Annotated in this window: 12 protein-coding genes and 1 tRNA gene; all 13 read left to right on the top strand. The window is 62.2% G+C overall.

All coding sequences use genetic code 11. The features are described 5' to 3' along the window. Position 1 precedes the first annotated feature (1 nt). The 13 genes from tuf to fusA all read left to right on the top strand — a co-directional run bounded on the left by tuf (position 2) and on the right by fusA (position 17,334). The gene (gene tuf, locus XnspCFBP7698_RS20970) at positions 2–1,192 is read left to right on the top strand and encodes an elongation factor Tu (protein ID WP_047695376.1); all 1,191 of its coding nucleotides are present in this window, start codon (positions 2–4) and stop codon (positions 1,190–1,192) included. Between the two features lie 107 nt (positions 1,193–1,299). Continuing rightward, positions 1,300–1,375 (top strand) — tRNA-Trp (locus XnspCFBP7698_RS20965). A gap of 49 nt (positions 1,376–1,424) precedes the next feature. Continuing rightward, entirely contained in the window at positions 1,425–1,835 is a 411-nt protein-coding gene (gene secE / locus XnspCFBP7698_RS20960; RefSeq protein WP_039415354.1) for a preprotein translocase subunit SecE, read from the top strand. A gap of 13 nt (positions 1,836–1,848) precedes the next feature. Continuing rightward, complete coding sequence (nusG, locus tag XnspCFBP7698_RS20955) at positions 1,849–2,406, top strand: transcription termination/antitermination protein NusG (protein WP_029219215.1); 558 nt, start codon at positions 1,849–1,851, stop codon at positions 2,404–2,406. A 199-nt stretch (positions 2,407–2,605) separates the two neighbouring features. Next, positions 2,606–3,034: a 50S ribosomal protein L11 gene (rplK, locus tag XnspCFBP7698_RS20950; protein ID WP_039415357.1), complete on the top strand. Its 429-nt coding sequence runs from the start codon at positions 2,606–2,608 to the stop codon at positions 3,032–3,034. Between the two features lie 3 nt (positions 3,035–3,037). After that, positions 3,038–3,736 (top strand): 50S ribosomal protein L1, encoded by a 699-nt coding sequence (rplA, locus tag XnspCFBP7698_RS20945; RefSeq protein WP_039415360.1) that lies wholly within the window; start codon positions 3,038–3,040, stop codon positions 3,734–3,736. 547 nt (positions 3,737–4,283) lie between these two features. Continuing rightward, positions 4,284–4,817 (top strand): 50S ribosomal protein L10, encoded by a 534-nt coding sequence (gene rplJ / locus XnspCFBP7698_RS20940; protein ID WP_029219217.1) that lies wholly within the window; start codon positions 4,284–4,286, stop codon positions 4,815–4,817. Between the two features lie 54 nt (positions 4,818–4,871). Continuing rightward, the gene (gene rplL, locus XnspCFBP7698_RS20935) at positions 4,872–5,237 is read left to right on the top strand and encodes a 50S ribosomal protein L7/L12 (RefSeq protein WP_039414348.1); all 366 of its coding nucleotides are present in this window, start codon (positions 4,872–4,874) and stop codon (positions 5,235–5,237) included. Positions 5,238–5,534: 297 nt separating this feature from the next. Next, positions 5,535–9,686, top strand: coding sequence for a DNA-directed RNA polymerase subunit beta (rpoB, locus tag XnspCFBP7698_RS20930; RefSeq protein WP_047695306.1), 4,152 nt, complete (start codon positions 5,535–5,537; stop codon positions 9,684–9,686). Positions 9,687–9,786: 100 nt separating this feature from the next. Then, positions 9,787–14,004 (top strand): DNA-directed RNA polymerase subunit beta', encoded by a 4,218-nt coding sequence (gene rpoC / locus XnspCFBP7698_RS20925; protein ID WP_047695307.1) that lies wholly within the window; start codon positions 9,787–9,789, stop codon positions 14,002–14,004. A 220-nt stretch (positions 14,005–14,224) separates the two neighbouring features. Continuing rightward, positions 14,225–14,599 (top strand): 30S ribosomal protein S12, encoded by a 375-nt coding sequence (gene rpsL / locus XnspCFBP7698_RS20920; RefSeq protein WP_003469157.1) that lies wholly within the window; start codon positions 14,225–14,227, stop codon positions 14,597–14,599. A 12-nt stretch (positions 14,600–14,611) separates the two neighbouring features. Next, positions 14,612–15,079, top strand: coding sequence for a 30S ribosomal protein S7 (rpsG, locus tag XnspCFBP7698_RS20915; RefSeq protein WP_011260032.1), 468 nt, complete (start codon positions 14,612–14,614; stop codon positions 15,077–15,079). A 137-nt stretch (positions 15,080–15,216) separates the two neighbouring features. Continuing rightward, positions 15,217–17,334, top strand: coding sequence for an elongation factor G (gene fusA / locus XnspCFBP7698_RS20910; protein ID WP_123137738.1), 2,118 nt, complete (start codon positions 15,217–15,219; stop codon positions 17,332–17,334). Positions 17,335–17,453 lie beyond the last annotated feature (119 nt).

Below are 17,453 nucleotides of genomic sequence, written 5' to 3'. Positions count from 1 at the left end.
CATGGCAAAAGCTAAATTCGAGCGCACCAAGCCGCACGTGAACGTCGGCACCATCGGTCACGTCGACCATGGCAAGACCACGTTGACCGCCGCGCTGACCAAGATCGGTGCAGAGCGTTTCGGTGGCGAGTTCAAGGCGTATGACGCGATCGACGCAGCGCCGGAAGAAAAGGCGCGCGGCATCACGATTTCGACCGCCCACGTCGAATACGAATCCCCGATTCGCCACTACGCACACGTTGACTGCCCCGGCCACGCCGACTACGTCAAGAACATGATCACCGGTGCGGCGCAGATGGACGGCGCGATCCTGGTGTGTTCGGCCGCTGACGGCCCGATGCCGCAGACCCGTGAGCACATCCTGCTCTCGCGTCAGGTCGGTGTGCCGCACATCGTCGTGTTCCTGAACAAGGCCGACATGGTCGACGACGCCGAGCTGCTCGAGCTGGTCGAAATGGAAGTGCGCGAGCTGCTCAGCAAGTACGACTTCCCGGGCGACGACACCCCGATCATCCACGGTTCGGCCCGTCTGGCGCTGGACGGTGATCAGAGCGAGATCGGTGTGCCGGCCATCCTGAAGCTGGTCGATGCCCTGGACAGCTTCATTCCGGAGCCGACCCGTGACGTCGACCGTCCGTTCCTGATGCCGGTCGAAGACGTGTTCTCGATCTCCGGCCGCGGCACCGTGGTGACCGGTCGTATCGAGCGCGGCATCATCAAGGTGGGCGACGAAATCGAAATCGTCGGCATCCGCGACACGCAGAAGACCACGGTCACCGGCGTGGAGATGTTCCGCAAACTGCTGGACCAGGGCCAGGCAGGCGACAACGCCGGTCTGCTGCTGCGCGGCACCAAGCGTGACGACGTGGAGCGTGGCCAGGTGCTGTGCAAGCCGGGTTCGATCAAGCCGCACACCGAGTTCGAAGCCGAAGTCTACGTGCTGTCCAAGGACGAGGGTGGCCGTCACACCCCGTTCTTCAAGGGCTACCGTCCGCAGTTCTACTTCCGCACCACCGACATCACTGGCGCGTGCCAGCTGCCGGAAGGCGTGGAAATGGTGATGCCGGGCGACAACGTCAAGATGGTCGTAACCCTGATCAACCCGGTCGCGATGGACGAAGGTCTGCGCTTTGCAATCCGTGAAGGTGGCCGCACCGTCGGCGCCGGCGTGGTTGCCAAGGTCATCAAGTAAGCAGTGCCTGCAGTTCGGCGACTTCGGTCGCCGATTTGCGCGAATGGCGGGCCGGCTGAACCTCGGTCCGCCTTCGTTGTCTTGGGGTTTGCGGTAAACGAGTACATACGCCAGTAGCTCAATTGGCAGAGCAGCGGTCTCCAAAACCGCAGGTTGGGGGTTCGAGTCCCTCCTGGCGTGCCACTCCTCTTTCCGGCCCAGCGATTCGGGTCAGATCGGTAACTAGAGCCGGATGAATAGCAAAATCGAGCCTTCCAAAAGCGCGTCTGCTGCCAGCGCTGATATCGTGAAATATGTGATCTCTGCGATCCTGGTGGTTGCGGGGCTGTTTGTGTGGTTCTGGTTTTCCGCTCCCGAGCGCGCGACTCAGTTGGGCGCCTGGACGCCGCAGTTGCGCGCGCTGGCGGTCATCGTCGGGTTGGTGGCGGGTGCGTTTGTATTTTTGGGGACCGGCAAGGGCCGTGAAACCCGTGAATTCATGTCCGAATCCAGGTTTGAGTTGCGTAAGGTGGTCTGGCCGACGCGCCAGGAAGCCATTCGCACCACCTGGGTCGTGATTGTTGTTGTGATCATTCTGAGTTTGCTGTTGGGCGGCTTCGACTTCGTCATCCAGAAGCTCACGCAGTGGTTCCTGGCTCGTTGAGGAGAATCAAGCAGTGAAGCGTTGGTACGTCGTTCACGCCTATTCAGGCTTTGAAAAATCCGTTGCGCAGGCATTGCGCGACCGCATCGTCCGCACCGAGATGGAAGATCGTTTCGGTGAGGTGCTGGTGCCGACTGAAGAAGTCATCGAGATGCGCGCCGGCCAGAAGCGTCGCTCCGAGCGCAAGTTCTTCCCCGGCTACGTGCTGGTGCAGATCGAGACGCATGAAGAGGCCGGTATTCCGCGCATCGACAACGAAAGCTGGCACCTGGTGAAGGAAACTTCCAAGGTCATGGGCTTCATCGGTGGTACGGCCGACCGTCCTCTACCGATCCGCGACGAAGAGGCGGATGCCATCCTGCAGCGTGTGCAGGACGGTGTTGAAAAACCGCGCCCGAAGGTGTTGTTCGAACCGGGGCAGATGGTGCGCGTCACCGACGGTCCGTTCAACGACTTCAATGGCGTCGTCGAGGAAGTCAATTACGAGAAGAGCAGGCTGCGCGTAGCCGTGCTCATCTTCGGTCGCTCCACACCGGTCGAGCTCGAGTTCGGGCAGGTCGAGAAGGGTTGACCCTCGGCGGGTTGCCGGCTAGGCGCCTGCCTCAAATGCTGCTATAGTGCGCGGCTCGCTGACCTGGCGACCGCCGGGAAACATTGGCTGCCGCAAGGCGGCCATCTGCGTGTAATGACAACGCGAAGCCGGGACGCGTGATTCTCCCGGTCCGATGGGGAGCCTGCCGTGCAGGCGCTAGCACCCGGAGAGCATCGAAATGGCTAAGAAGATAGTTGCGTACATCAAGTTGCAGGTGAAGGCCGGTCAGGCCAATCCTGCGCCGCCGGTCGGCCCTGCGCTGGGTCAGCGCGGTCTGAACATCATGGAGTTCTGCAAGGCGTTCAATGCAGCGACCTCCAAGCTGGAACCGGGCCTGCCGACGCCGGTGATCATCACCGCGTATTCGGACCGCACCTTCACCTTCATCACCAAGAGCACCCCGGCCAGCGTGCTGCTCAAGAAGGCAGCAGGCGTCACGTCCGGCTCGAAGCGTCCCAACACCGACAAGGTGGGCAAGGTCACGCGCAAGCAGCTGGAAGAGATCGCCAAGACCAAGGAAGCCGATCTGACGGCAGCCGAGCTCGAAGCGTCGGTTCGTACGATTGCGGGTACTGCCCGCAGCATGGGTTTGACGGTGGAGGGCTAAGACATGGCACAGACCAAGCGCGTTAAGGCCATTGCGGCCGCTGTCGTTCCGGGCAAGACCTATGCCTTCGAAGACGCAATCAAGATCCTGAAGACCGCCACCAAGGCCAAGTTCGTCGAGTCCATCGACGTTGCCGTGCGTCTGGGCGTGGACGCCAAGAAGTCCGACCAGCAGGTGCGCGGTTCCACCGTGCTGCCGGCAGGTACCGGCAAGAGCGTGCGCGTTGCGGTGTTCGCACCGGCCGGTGCCAAGGCTGACGAAGCCCTGGCTGCTGGTGCCGAGGCAGTGGGCATGGACGACCTGGCCGAGAAGATGCAGGCCGGCGACCTGAGCTACGACGTGGTCATTGCCACCCCGGACGCCATGCGCGTCGTCGGTAAGCTGGGCACCCTGCTGGGCCCGCGCGGCCTGATGCCGAACCCGAAGGTCGGCACTGTGTCGGCGAACCCGGGCGAAGCGGTCAAGAACGCCAAGTCGGGCCAGGTGCGCTACCGCACCGACAAGGCCGGCATCATTCACTGCACGATCGGCAAGGCCAGCTTCGATGACGAAGCGCTGAAGTCGAACCTGCAGGCCCTGCTGGCCGATCTGCTGAAGGCCAAGCCGGCGACCTCCAAGGGTACCTACCTGCAGAAGGTGTCGGTCAGCTCGACCATGGGTCCGGGCGTAACGGTCGACCAGTCGAGCCTGTCGCTGAAGTAATCGAATGCGTCAGGCGTCATGCGCCTGACGTGTTTGTGGAGTACAGCATTGTTTTTCCGGCCCGGGTTACCGTGTGCTGGGAGTCCGTTCCCTCCTTTGGGGTAACGGACATTTTGAAGGCGATCGCCGGCGTGTCCGGCGGTAGCCGTCAAAGACCGCAGGCGCGGTCAGCGCAGGTCGACGACGGGCACGGATGCTCGCACTGGCAGGGAGTCGCCGTCGACGTAGCGGGGTCGCTTAATCGGTTCGTTTTCGAACTGGCCGGCGTAGATGGTGTCGCCCTTCTGGAGCTTTCTGGTTTACGCGCGTCTGGGACATCCCGGATCGAGTCCACTCCAGGTCTAGAACGGCCACCAACGGAACATCGGTCGATGTTCCCGGCTTCCAGGATGGAGGCTGCCCTGGACCGCAACCGGCAGGAGCCGCGAGCGGAGTAGTTTGAAGCGGGGACTAGTGATTCGGCATTTGGGATTGTCAACGGCGGCGTGATCGCTGTGACGAATCCCGAATCACCAATCCCGAATCCCGGCTTTAACGGAGGAGTGCAATGGCTCTCAATCTGTCCCAGAAGCAAGACGTAGTCGCCGAGCTGGCAGACATCGCCGCCAAGGCCCACTCCCTGATCGCCGCCGAATACGCTGGCACCACGGTCTCCCAGATGACCGCGATGCGTAAGCAGGCCCGCGAGACCGGCGTGTTCTTGAAAGTCGTCAAGAATACCCTGGCCGTGCGTGCCGTCGAAGGTACCGAATTCGCTGTCGCGTCCGACAAGCTGGTTGGTCCTTTGGTGTATGCGTTTTCGATGGAGGAACCCGGCGCTGCCGGGCGCCTGATCAAGGAATTCGCCAAGAGCAACGAAAAGCTGCAGGCCAAGGTCGTGGCAATTGGCGGGGAACTGTTCCCGGCCAGCCACGTCGACGTGTTGGCCTCGCTGCCGACCCGTGACCAGGCCCTGGCCATGCTGGCTCGCGTGCTGTCCGAACCGGCTGCGATGTTCGCCCGTGCCGTCAAGGCCGTCGGCGACAAGCAGGGTGGTGGCGACGAAGCCGCCGCGCCGGCTGCCGAGACTGCCGAAGCTTGATGTCCTAGCGTTCGCTAGAACCCAATCCAGAATCAACTCTTAAAGGTAATCACAATGTCCCTTACCAACGAACAGATCGTCGACGCCATCGCCGAGAAGTCCCTGATGGAAGTGATGGAGCTGGTCAAGGCCATCGAAGAGAAGTTCGGCGTCTCCGCCGCCGCCCCGGTCGCAGCCGCTGCTGCTGGCCCGGCCGCCGTGGTCGAAGAGCAGACCGAGTTCACCGTGGTGCTGACCAGCGCCGGCACCAACAAGGTTGCCGCCATTAAGGCTGTCCGTGGCGTGACCGGCCTGGGTCTGAAGGAAGCCAAGGATCTGACCGAAGCCGGTGGCACGCTGAAGGAAGGCGCCACCAAGGACGAAGCCGAGAAGATCAAGAAGGAACTGACCGAAGCTGGCGCGACGGTCGAAATCAAGTAAGCAACACCTTGCATCGCCAGCGTTTCATGGTGATGCACTGAAGGCTGGGGGCGTAAAGCCCCCGGCCTTTGGCCGTTTCGGACGTGAGTCGGAATGAGGGTCGAAAAGTCGCAACTGCAAGGTGTGCGCTCTTCCGATTCCCGAATCCCCATTCCCGATTCCGGCCTCACCGAGTTGGTAGTTGGAAGTAGCGGGAGAAGGCGTGCTGGTGCCGGCAATACCAGCGACTTCCAACTGACAATTTTGTTATTTCAGGGCCGCCGCGACGTGGCCCCCGCAGCCTAGGGTGAAGACCTCATGACGTCTTATTCGTTCACCGAAAAAAAGCGTATCCGCAAGGACTTCGGCAAGCAGCGCTCGATTCTCGAAGTGCCGTTCCTGCTTGCCATCCAGGTGGATTCCTATCGCGAATTCCTGCAGGAAGACGTGGAGCCGACCAAGCGCAAGGACCTCGGTCTGCATGCCGCTCTGAAATCGGTGTTCCCGATCTCCAGCTACAGCGGTAACGCTGCGCTCGAGTACGTGGGCTACAAGTTGGGTCAGCCGGTGTTTGACGAGCGTGAATGCCGTCAGCGCGGCATGAGCTATGGCGCGCCGCTGCGCGTGACCGTGCGCCTGGTGATCTACGACCGCGAGTCGTCGACCAAGGCCATCAAGTACGTGAAGGAGCAGGAGGTCTATCTCGGCGAAATTCCGCTGATGACCGGCAACGGTACCTTCATCGTCAACGGCACCGAGCGCGTGATCGTCTCGCAGCTGCATCGCTCGCCGGGCGTGTTCTTCGACCACGACCGTGGCAAGACCCACAGCTCGGGCAAGCTGCTGTACAGCGCCCGCATCATTCCGTACCGCGGCTCCTGGCTGGACTTCGAGTTCGACCCGAAGGATGCGCTGTTCACCCGTATCGACCGTCGCCGCAAGCTGCCGGTGTCGATCCTGCTGCGTGCGCTTGGCTACAGCAACGAAGAGATGCTGGCCGAGTTCTTCGAGATCAACACCTTCCACATCAATCCGGACGAAGGCGTGCAGCTGGAGCTGGTGCCGGAGCGCCTGCGTGGTGAAACGCTGAACTTCGATCTGGCCGATGGCGACAAGGTCATCGTGGAAGCGGGCAAGCGCATCACTGCGCGTCACGTCAAGCAGCTGGAAGCCGCCGGCGTTGCCGCGCTGGCCGTGCCGGACGACTACTTGGTCGGCCGCATCCTGTCGCACGACGTGGTCGATGGTTCCACCGGTGAGCTGCTGGCCAACGCCAACGACGAAATCAGCGAAGACCAGCTGGCCGCGTTCCGCAAGGCCGGCGTCGATGCGGTCGGCACCCTGTGGGTGAACGATCTGGACCGTGGTCCGTACCTGTCCAACACCTTGCGCATCGATCCGACCAAGACGCAGCTGGAAGCGCTGGTGGAAATCTACCGCATGATGCGTCCGGGCGAGCCGCCGACCAAGGAAGCTGCGCAGAACCTGTTCCACAACCTGTTCTTCACCTTCGAGCGCTACGACCTGTCCACGGTCGGCCGCATGAAGTTCAACCGCCGCGTCGGCCGCAAGGACGTGCTGGGCGAATCGGTGCTGTACGACAAGAAGTACTTCGCCGAGCGCAACGACGAAGAATCCAAGCGCCTGGTCGCCGAGCACACCGATACTTCCGACATCCTGGAAGTGATCAAGGTGCTCACCGAAATCCGCAACGGTCGCGGCGTGGTCGATGACATCGATCACCTGGGTAACCGTCGTGTGCGTTCGGTCGGCGAAATGGCCGAGAACGTGTTCCGCGTGGGCCTGGTCCGCGTCGAGCGCGCGGTCAAGGAGCGGTTGTCGATGGCCGAATCCGAAGGCCTGACCCCGCAGGAACTGATCAACGCCAAGCCGGTGGCTGCAGCGATCAAGGAATTCTTCGGCTCCTCGCAGCTGTCGCAGTTCATGGATCAGAACAACCCGCTGTCGGAAGTGACGCACAAGCGTCGCGTCTCCGCACTGGGCCCGGGCGGTCTGACCCGCGAACGCGCAGGCTTCGAAGTGCGCGACGTGCATCCGACCCACTACGGCCGCGTCTGCACCATCGAAACGCCGGAAGGCCCGAACATCGGCCTGATCAACTCGCTGGCCGTGTTCGCCCGCACCAACCAGTACGGCTTCCTCGAGACGCCGTACCGTAAGGTGCTGGACGGCAAGGTCTCCGACGACGTCGAATACCTCTCGGCGATCGAAGAAAATGAGTACGTGATCGCCCAGGCGAATGCGCTGACCGATGCCAGGAACATGCTCACCGAGCAGTTCGTGCCGTGCCGGTTCCAGGGCGAATCGCTGTTGAAGCCGCCGTCCGAAGTGCACTTCATGGACGTCTCGCCGATGCAGACCGTGTCGGTCGCTGCGGCGCTGGTGCCGTTCCTGGAACACGACGACGCCAACCGCGCACTGATGGGCGCCAACATGCAGCGCCAGGCTGTGCCGACGCTGCGTTCGCAGAAGCCGCTGGTTGGTACCGGTATCGAGCGTGCGGTTGCGCGCGACTCGGGCGTGACCGTGAATGCGTTGCGTGGTGGCGTGATCGAGCAGATCGACGCGGCCCGCATCGTGGTCAAGGTCAACGAGGCAGAAATCGGCGGCGGCACCGATGCCGGCGTGGATATCTACAACCTGATCAAGTACACCCGCTCCAACCAGAACACCTGCATCAACCAGCGTCCGCTGGTGAACGTGGGCGACGTGATCGCGCGCGGCGACGTGCTGGCCGACGGCCCGTCCACCGACATCGGTGAACTGGCGCTGGGTCAGAACATGCTGATCGCCTTCATGCCGTGGAACGGCTACAACTTCGAAGACTCCATCCTGCTCTCCGAGCGCGTGGTGGAAGAAGATCGTTACACCACGATCCACATCGAAGAGCTGACCTGCGTTGCGCGCGACACCAAGCTGGGACCGGAGGAAATTTCCGCCGACATCCCGAACGTGTCCGAGCAGGCGTTGAACCGCCTGGACGAGAGCGGCGTGGTGTACATCGGTGCAGAAGTTCGCGCCGGCGACATCATGGTCGGCAAGGTCACGCCGAAGGGCGAAAGCCAGCTGACCCCGGAAGAAAAGCTGCTGCGTGCGATCTTCGGCGAGAAGGCGTCCGACGTGAAGGACAGCTCGCTGCGCGTGCCTCCGGGCATGGACGGCACCGTCATCGACGTGCAGGTCTTCACCCGCGACGGCATCGAGAAGGACAAGCGTGCGCGTCAGATCGAAGAGTCCGAAATCAAGCGCGTCAAGAAGGACTTCGACGACCAGTTCCGCATCCTGGAAGCGGCCATCTACGCACGTCTGCGCTCGCAGATCGTGGGTAAGGTCGCCAACGGCGGCGCGAACCTGAAGAAGGGCGACAACGTCACCGACGCATATCTGGACGGGCTGAAGAAGTCCGATTGGTTCCAGCTGCGCATGAAGGACGAAGACGCTGCCGACGCCATCGAACGCGCACAGAAGCAGATCCAGGCGCACGAGAAGGAATTCGAAGCACGTTTTGCCGACAAGCGCGGCAAGATCACCCAGGGCGATGACCTCGCACCGGGCGTGCTGAAGATGGTCAAGGTGTTCCTGGCCGTGAAGCGCCGCATCCAGCCGGGCGACAAGATGGCGGGCCGCCACGGCAACAAGGGTGTGGTGTCCAATGTCGTGCCGGTGGAAGACATGCCGTACATGGCGACCGGCGAGCCGGTGGACATCGTGCTGAACCCGCTCGGCGTGCCGTCGCGTATGAACATCGGCCAGATTCTGGAAGTGCATCTGGGCTGGGCGGCCAAGGGCCTGGGTCGCAAGATCCAGCGCATGCTGGAAGCACAGGCGGCGGTGAGCGAGCTGCGCAAGTTCCTCAACGACATCTACAACCACGACGGCGCGATCAGTGCCGAGCGCGTGGACCTGTCGCAGTTCAGCGATGAGGAATTGCTCAACCTGGGCAAGAACCTGATCGACGGCGTGCCGATGGCCACCCCGGTGTTCGATGGCGCCAGCGAAGCCGAGATCAAGCGCATGCTGGAACTGGCCGACCTGCCGCAGAGCGGTCAGACCCAGCTGTACGACGGTCGCACCGGCGAGGCGTTCGATCGCAAGACCACGGTTGGCTACATGCACTACCTGAAGTTGAACCACTTGGTCGACGACAAGATGCATGCACGTTCGACCGGCCCGTACTCGCTCGTGACCCAGCAGCCGCTGGGCGGCAAGGCGCAGTTCGGTGGTCAGCGCTTCGGTGAGATGGAAGTCTGGGCGCTGGAAGCCTACGGCGCGGCCTACACCCTGCAGGAAATGCTGACGGTGAAGTCCGACGACGTGCAGGGCCGCAACCAGATGTACAAGAACATCGTCGATGGTGAGCACGAGATGGTCGCGGGCATGCCGGAATCCTTCAACGTGTTGGTGAAGGAAATCCGCTCGCTGGCGATCAACATGGAACTGGAAGAGTGATCGAGCTGGATCCGGGCGCCGCAACGCGGTGCCTGGGTCCGGAACGTAAGGCCCTCGGTTTCATCTCAGATACGAAATTCCTCCGACCCGGAGATATCAAATGAAAGACCTGCTCAACCTCTTCAATCAGCAGCGCCAGACGCTGGATTTCGACGCGATCAAGATCGCGCTGGCGTCGCCGGACCTGATCCGTTCGTGGTCCTACGGCGAAGTGAAGAAGCCCGAAACCATCAACTACCGGACCTTCAAGCCCGAGCGTGACGGCCTGTTCTGCGCCGCCATCTTCGGACCGATCAAGGACTACGAGTGCCTGTGCGGCAAGTACAAGCGCATGAAGCATCGTGGTGTGGTCTGCGAAAAGTGCGGCACCGAAGTCACCCTGGCCAAGGTGCGCCGCGAGCGCATGGGCCACATCGACCTGGCCTCGCCGGTCGCGCACATCTGGTTCCTCAAGTCGCTGCCCTCGCGTATCGGCCTGATGCTGGACATGACCCTGCGTGACATCGAGCGCGTGCTGTACTTCGAAGCCTATGTCGTCACCGAGCCGGGCCTGACCCCGCTCGAGCGCCGCCAGCTGCTGACCGAAGAGCAGTACCTGACCGCACGCCAGGAGTACAACGACGACTTCGACGCCGCCATGGGCGCCGAGGCCGTGTACGAGCTGCTGCGCACGATCGACCTGCAGTCGGAAATGACCCGCCTGCGCGAAGAGATCGCCAGCACCGGTTCGGAAACCAAGCTCAAGCGTCTCACCAAGCGCATCAAGCTGATCGAAGCATTCCTGGAATCGGGTAACCGTCCGGAGTGGATGGTCATGACCGTGCTGCCGGTGCTGCCGCCGGACCTGCGTCCGCTGGTGCCGCTGGATGGTGGCCGCTTCGCGACTTCGGATCTGAACGATCTGTACCGTCGCGTGATCAACCGTAACAACCGTCTGCGTCGCCTGCTCGAGCTCAATGCGCCCGACATCATCGTGCGCAATGAAAAGCGCATGCTGCAGGAATCGGTCGATGCGTTGCTGGACAACGGCCGTCGCGGCCGTGCCATCACCGGCACCAACAAGCGCCCGCTGAAGTCGCTGGCCGACATGATCAAGGGCAAGCAGGGCCGGTTCCGTCAGAACCTGCTCGGCAAGCGCGTGGACTACTCCGGCCGTTCGGTCATCACCGTCGGTCCGTACCTCAAGCTGCACCAGTGCGGCCTGCCGAAGAAGATGGCGCTGGAGCTGTTCAAGCCGTTCGTGTTCGCCAAGCTGCAGCGTCGTGGCCTGGCCACCACCATCAAGGCCGCCAAGAAGCTGGTCGAGCGCGAAGAAGCCGAAGTCTGGGACATCCTGGAAGAGGTCATCCGCGAGCATCCGGTACTGTTGAACCGTGCGCCGACCCTGCACCGTCTGGGCATCCAGGCGTTCGAGCCGGTGTTGATCGAAGGCAAGGCCATCCAGCTGCATCCGCTGGTGTGTACTGCGTTCAACGCCGACTTCGACGGTGACCAGATGGCCGTCCACGTGCCGCTCTCGCTGGAAGCCCAGCTGGAAGCGCGTGCGCTGATGATGTCCACCAACAACATCCTGTCGCCGGCCAACGGCGAGCCGATCATCGTGCCGTCGCAGGACGTGGTGTTGGGCCTGTACTACATGAGCCGCGCCCTCGAGAACAAGAAGGGCGAGGGCATGGTGTTTGCGAACACCAGCGAAGTGAAGCGCGCCTACGACAACCGCGTGGTGGAACTGCACGCCAAGGTCAAGGTCCGCATCACCCAGGTGGACGTGGACGCGGTGGACGGCAAGCGCACCAGCGGCACCTCGATCGTGGATACCACGGTCGGTCGCGCGCTGCTGAGCGAAATCCTGCCCGAAGGCCTGCCGTTCCAGCTGGCCAACACCGAGATGACCAAGAAGAACATCTCGCGTCTGATCAACTCCAGCTACCGTCTGCTGGGCTTGAAGGACACCGTCGTGTTCGCCGACAAGCTGATGTACACCGGCTATGCCTACGCCACCCGCGCAGGCGTGTCGATCGGCATCGACGACATGCTGATCCCGGACGAGAAGAAGGGCATCCTCACCGAGGCGGAAGCCGAAGTGCTGGAAATCCAGGAGCAGTACCAGTCGGGTCTGGTCACCGCCGGCGAGCGCTACAACAAGGTGGTGGACATCTGGTCGCGTACCAGCGAGCGCATCGCCAAGGCGATGATGGACACCATCGGTACCGAAAAGGTCGAAAATGCCAAGGGTGAGACCATCGACCAGAAGTCGATGAACTCGCTGTACATCATGGCCGACTCCGGTGCCCGTGGTAGCCAGGCGCAGATCCGTCAGCTGGCCGGTATGCGCGGTCTGATGGCGCGTCCGGACGGCTCGATCATCGAGACGCCCATCAAGGCGAACTTCCGCGAAGGCCTGAACGTGCAGGAGTACTTCAACTCCACCCACGGTGCCCGTAAGGGTCTGGCCGATACCGCGCTGAAGACCGCGAACTCGGGTTACCTGACCCGTCGTCTGGTCGACGTGGCGCAGGACGTGGTGATTACCGAAGTCGATTGCGGCACCACCGAAGGGTTGATCATGACCCCGATCGTGGAAGGCGGCGATGTGGTGGAGCCGTTGAAGGAGCGCGTGCTGGGTCGTGTGGTGGCCGAGGACGTGTACCTGCCGGGCAACGATGAAGAACCGATCGTCACCCGCAACACGCTGCTGGACGAAGCCTGGGTTGCCAAGCTCGAAGACGCCAGCGTGCAGTCGGTGAAGGTGCGTTCGACCATCAGCTGCGAATCCTCGTTCGGCGTGTGCGCACGTTGCTACGGTCGCGATCTCGCACGCGGTCACCAGGTCAACATCGGTGAAGCGGTCGGCGTCATCGCCGCCCAGTCGATCGGTGAGCCGGGTACCCAGCTGACCATGCGTACGTTCCACATCGGTGGTGCGGCCTCGCGTGCGGCGGCCGTGGACAACATCACGGTCAAGACCACCGGTTCGATCAAGTTCAACAACTTGAAGTCGGTCGAGCATGCCAATGGTTCGCTGGTCGCAGTGTCGCGTTCGGGCGAGCTGTCGGTGCTCGACGGCCACGGTCGCGAGCGCGAGCGTTACAAACTGCCGTACGGCGCCACCATCACTGCCAAGGACGGTGACGCAGTCAAGGCCGGGCAGGGCGTGGCCAACTGGGATCCGCATAACCACCCGATCGTGTCGGAAGTGGCCGGCTTCATCCGCTTCATCGACTTCGTCGACGGCGTCACCGTCATCGAGAAGACCGACGAGCTGACCGGTCTGGCCTCGCGCGAAATCACTGACCCGAAGCGTCGCGGTGCACAGGCCAAGGAACTGCGCCCGATCGTGCGCATCGTCGACGGCAAGGGCAACGACCTGACCATCCCGAACACGGATCTGCCGGCCCAGTACCTGCTGCCGCCGCGCTCCATCGTCAACCTGCAGGACGGCGCCGCCGTCGGCGTGGGCGACGTGGTGGCGAAGATTCCGCAGGAAGCGTCCAAGACCCGCGACATCACCGGTGGTCTGCCGCGCGTTGCCGACTTGTTCGAAGCACGCAAGCCGAAGGATCCGGCGATCCTGGCCGAGCGTTCGGGCATCATCAGCTTCGGTAAGGACACCAAGGGCAAGCAGCGCCTGATCATCAAGGACACCGATGGTTCGGAACACGAAGAGCTGATCCCGAAGTACCGCCAGATCATCGTGTTCGAAGGCGAGCACGTGACCAAGGGCGAAACCGTGGTGGACGGCGAGCCGAGCCCGCAGGACATCCTGCGTCTGCTGGGCGTCGAGCCGCTGGCCGCCTACCTGGTCAAGGAAATCCAGGACGTGTACCGCCTGCAGGGCGTGAAGATCAACGACAAGCACATCGAAGTGATCACCCGCCAGATGTTGCGCAAGGTCGAAATCGTCGACCAGGGCAACAGCAAGTTCCTCAACGGCGAGCAGGTCGAGCGCCAGCGCGTCATCGAGGAAAATGCACGTCTGACCACGCGCAACGAACTGCCGGCCAAGTACGATCCGGTGTTGCTGGGTATCACCAAGGCCTCGCTGGCCACCGAGTCGTTTATCTCGGCGGCGTCGTTCCAGGAGACCACCCGCGTGTTGACCGAGGCGGCCGTTCGCGGTACTCGCGACAACCTGCGCGGTCTGAAGGAAAACGTGATCGTGGGTCGTCTGATTCCGGCCGGTACCGGTCTGGCGTATCACGCCAGCCGTCGCAAGGCGTCGGGTCTGACCGACTCTGAAATGGAAACGCTGTCGGGCAAGCCCGCAGTGGCCGAACCGGTCGCAGCCGTGGCCGACGCTGGCGCGGACGAGGAGTAAGCGCTCCGACGGCGGTCGCAAGGCCGCCGTAAGCCAAGCGAAAAGGAGGGCAGGAGGCCCTCCGTTTTCCGGTCCTGGAAGGACCAGTAGGGTTAGGTTTCCGTGAAGTTGACGGAGTTTTGCCCTGCCAGCTATACTTCTCTGTCTCGGTGGGCCGTTTCACGGCCTTCCTTCGTTTTCATGCAAGGCCGTTTCGGCCTCCAATCAGAAGAATCGACTGATGGCAACGATCAATCAGCTGGTCCGCAAGCCCCGGCAAGCGACCACCTACAAGAGTGCCTCTCCGGCACTGGACAAGTGTCCGCAGCGCCGCGGCGTCTGCACACGCGTCTACACCACTACCCCGAAGAAGCCGAACTCGGCCCTGCGTAAGGTCGCCAAAGTGCGTCTGACGAACCAGGAAGAGGTCATCAGCTACATCGGTGGTGAAGGCCACAACCTGCAGGAGCACTCCGTGGTCCTGATTCGCGGTGGTCGCGTCAAGGATCTTCCCGGTGTGCGTTATCACACCGTCCGTGGTTCGCTGGACGCCGCCGGCGTCGCAAAGCGCCGTCAAGGTCGTTCCAAGTACGGCGCCAAGCGCCCGAAGAGCTAAGGAAATACTCTAATGTCCCGTAAAGGTTCTACTCCGCAGCGCACCGTCCTGCCTGATCCCAAGCATGGCAGCGAAACCATTGCCCGCTTCATCAACATGGTGATGCAAAGTGGCAAGAAGTCGGTTGCTGAGAAAATTGTCTATGGCGCAATGGACGTCATTGGCGAAAAGAATCCGAATGCCATCGAGCTGGTGCAGAAAGCACTGGACAACGTGGCCCCGGCTGTCGAAGTCAAATCGCGTCGCGTCGGTGGTGCTACCTATCAGGTGCCCGTCGAAGTGCGCTCCTCCCGTCGCATGGCGCTGGCAATGCGCTGGTTGATCGACTCCGCGCGCAAGCGTGGTGAGAACACCATGCCGCGCAAGCTGGCTGCCGAACTGCTGGACGCTGCGGAAAGCCGTGGCGGCGCGATCAAGAAGCGCGAAGAGACCCACCGTATGGCGGAAGCGAACAAGGCGTTCGCACACTACCGCTGGTGACCTCGGGGGCCTTGGTAACGGGGCCCTTCAGCACCATATGAGTGCTGTTTGCGACGCCTCTGGCGTCGCTACCAATCCGAAGGCCGCCGAAAGGCGGCGTTCGGCCATCCGAAATCCAAGAAATTGAGAGGCTCCCCGTGGCCCGCACCACCCCTATCGAGCGTTACCGCAACTTCGGCATCATGGCCCACATCGATGCCGGCAAAACCACCACCTCCGAACGCATCCTGTTCTACACCGGTGTGAGTCACAAGATCGGCGAAGTCCATGACGGCGCGGCAGTGATGGACTGGATGGAGCAGGAGCAGGAGCGTGGTATCACCATCACCTCCGCGGCAACCACTGCGTTCTGGTCGGGCATGGACAAGTCCATGCAGCAGCACCGCTTCAACATCATCGACACCCCCGGGCACGTCGACTTCACCATCGAAGTGGAGCGCTCCTTGCGCGTGCTCGACGGTGCGGTGTTCGTGCTGTGTGCGGTCGGTGGCGTGCAGCCGCAGTCCGAGACCGTGTGGCGTCAGGCCAACAAGTATTCCGTGCCGCGCATGGCCTTCGTCAACAAGATGGACCGTACCGGTGCCAACTTCGACAAGGTCGTGGAGCAGCTGAAGGCCCGTCTGGGTGCATACGCTGTGCCGATGCAGGTGCCGATCGGCGCCGAAGACGGCTTTGAAGGCGTGGTCGACCTGCTCAAGATGAAGGCGATCCACTGGGATTCCGCATCGCAGGGCACCACCTTTGAATACCGCGACATCCCGGTCGATCTGGTCGATGTGGCGACCGAGGCGCGTTCGTTCATGATCGAAGCGGCTGCAGAAGCCAGTGAAGATCTGATGGACAAGTACCTCAACGAAGGCGACCTGACCGAGGAAGAGATCCTGCAGGGTCTGCGCGAGCGCACCCTGAAGGTCGAGATCGTGCCGGTGTTCTGTGGTTCGGCGTTTAAGAACAAGGGCGTGCAGGCGATGCTCGACGGCGTCGTGCACCTGCTGCCGTCGCCGGCCGACCGTCCGCCAGTGCAGGGCATCGACGAGGACGAGAAGGAAGACACGCGCGCTGCGAGCGATACCGCGCCGTTCTCGGCGTTGGCGTTCAAGATCATGACCGACCCGTTCGTGGGCTCGCTCACGTTCTTCCGCGTCTACTCGGGCACGCTGAATTCCGGCGACCAGGTCTATAACCCGGTCAAGTCGAAGAAGGAGCGTGTGGGCCGCATCCTGCAGATGCACTCCAACAATCGCGAAGAGATCAAGGAAGTGCGCGCTGGCGACATCGCCGCTGCCGTGGGTCTGAAGGACGTCACCACCGGCGACACCCTGTGTGCGCAGGACAAGATCATCACCCTGGAGCGCATGGTGTTTCCGGAGCCGGTGATCTCGATGGCCGTCGAGCCGAAGACCAAGTCGGACCAGGAAAAGATGGGTATGGCCCTGGGCCGTCTGGCGCAGGAAGATCCCTCGTTCCGCGTCAAGACCGACGAAGAATCCGGCCAGACCATCATCTCGGGCATGGGTGAGTTGCACCTGGACATCATCGTCGACCGTATGCGTCGCGAGTTCAATGTCGAGGCCAACGTCGGCAAGCCGCAGGTGGCCTACCGCGAGACGATCCGCAAATCCGACGTCAAGTCCGACTACAAGCACGCCAAGCAGTCCGGTGGTAAGGGTCAGTACGGTCACGTGGTGATCGAGCTGTCGCCGATGACCGAGGAAGATCGCAAGAGCGACAACGTCAAGGACGATTTCCTCTTCATCAACGACATCACCGGCGGCATCATTCCGAAGGAATTCATCCCCTCGGTTGAAAAGGGTCTGCGCGAAACGATCACCAGTGGTCCGATCGCCGGATTCCCGGTGGTGGGCGTGAAGGTCAAGCTGGTGTTCGGCTCGTACCACGACGTCGACTCCTCGGAAATGGCGTTCAAGCTGGCCGCGTCGATGGCGTTCAAGCAGGGCTTTGCGAAAGCCAGCCCGGTGTTGCTGGAGCCGATCATGAAGGTCGAGATCGTCAGCCCCGAGGATTACCTGGGTGACGTGATGGGCGACGTGAGCCGCCGCCGTGGCGTGTTGCAGGGTCAGGACGACAGCCCGTCGGGCAAGATCATCAACGCGATGATTCCGCTGGGTGAAATGTTCGGCTACGCGACCTCGCTGCGCTCCATGAGCCAGGGCCGCGCGACGTTCTCGATGGAATTCGACCACTACGAAGAGGCACCGGCCAACATCGCCGACGCCGTCACCAAGAAGGGCTGAGTTCGCTCAGCCGCTTCAAAAATTTTTCAATTAGAGGTAGTAAGTCATGGCAAAAGCTAAATTCGAGCGCACCAAGCCGCACGTGAACGTCGGCACCATCGGTCACGTCGACCATGGCA

It is taken from the genome of Xanthomonas sp. CFBP 7698 (assembly GCF_003600855.1).
GTDB classification, from domain to species: Bacteria; Pseudomonadota; Gammaproteobacteria; order Xanthomonadales; family Xanthomonadaceae; genus Xanthomonas; species Xanthomonas cannabis.
The sequence above is the reverse complement of the archived record's forward strand: the minus strand, read 5'-3'. Positions and strand labels throughout refer to the sequence as shown.

Coding starts and splice junctions, on each gene's coding strand:
- rplJ (WP_029219217.1), top strand. CDS start 4,284: ATGGCTCTCAATCTGTCCCAGAAGCAAGACGTAGTCGCCGAGCTGGCA.
- tuf (WP_047695376.1), top strand. CDS start 2: ATGGCAAAAGCTAAATTCGAGCGCACCAAGCCGCACGTGAACGTCGGC.
- rpoB (WP_047695306.1), top strand. CDS start 5,535: ATGACGTCTTATTCGTTCACCGAAAAAAAGCGTATCCGCAAGGACTTC.
- rpoC (WP_047695307.1), top strand. CDS start 9,787: ATGAAAGACCTGCTCAACCTCTTCAATCAGCAGCGCCAGACGCTGGAT.
- rpsG (WP_011260032.1), top strand. CDS start 14,612: ATGTCCCGTAAAGGTTCTACTCCGCAGCGCACCGTCCTGCCTGATCCC.
- rpsL (WP_003469157.1), top strand. CDS start 14,225: ATGGCAACGATCAATCAGCTGGTCCGCAAGCCCCGGCAAGCGACCACC.
- rplK (WP_039415357.1), top strand. CDS start 2,606: ATGGCTAAGAAGATAGTTGCGTACATCAAGTTGCAGGTGAAGGCCGGT.
- rplL (WP_039414348.1), top strand. CDS start 4,872: ATGTCCCTTACCAACGAACAGATCGTCGACGCCATCGCCGAGAAGTCC.
- rplA (WP_039415360.1), top strand. CDS start 3,038: ATGGCACAGACCAAGCGCGTTAAGGCCATTGCGGCCGCTGTCGTTCCG.
- secE (WP_039415354.1), top strand. CDS start 1,425: ATGAATAGCAAAATCGAGCCTTCCAAAAGCGCGTCTGCTGCCAGCGCT.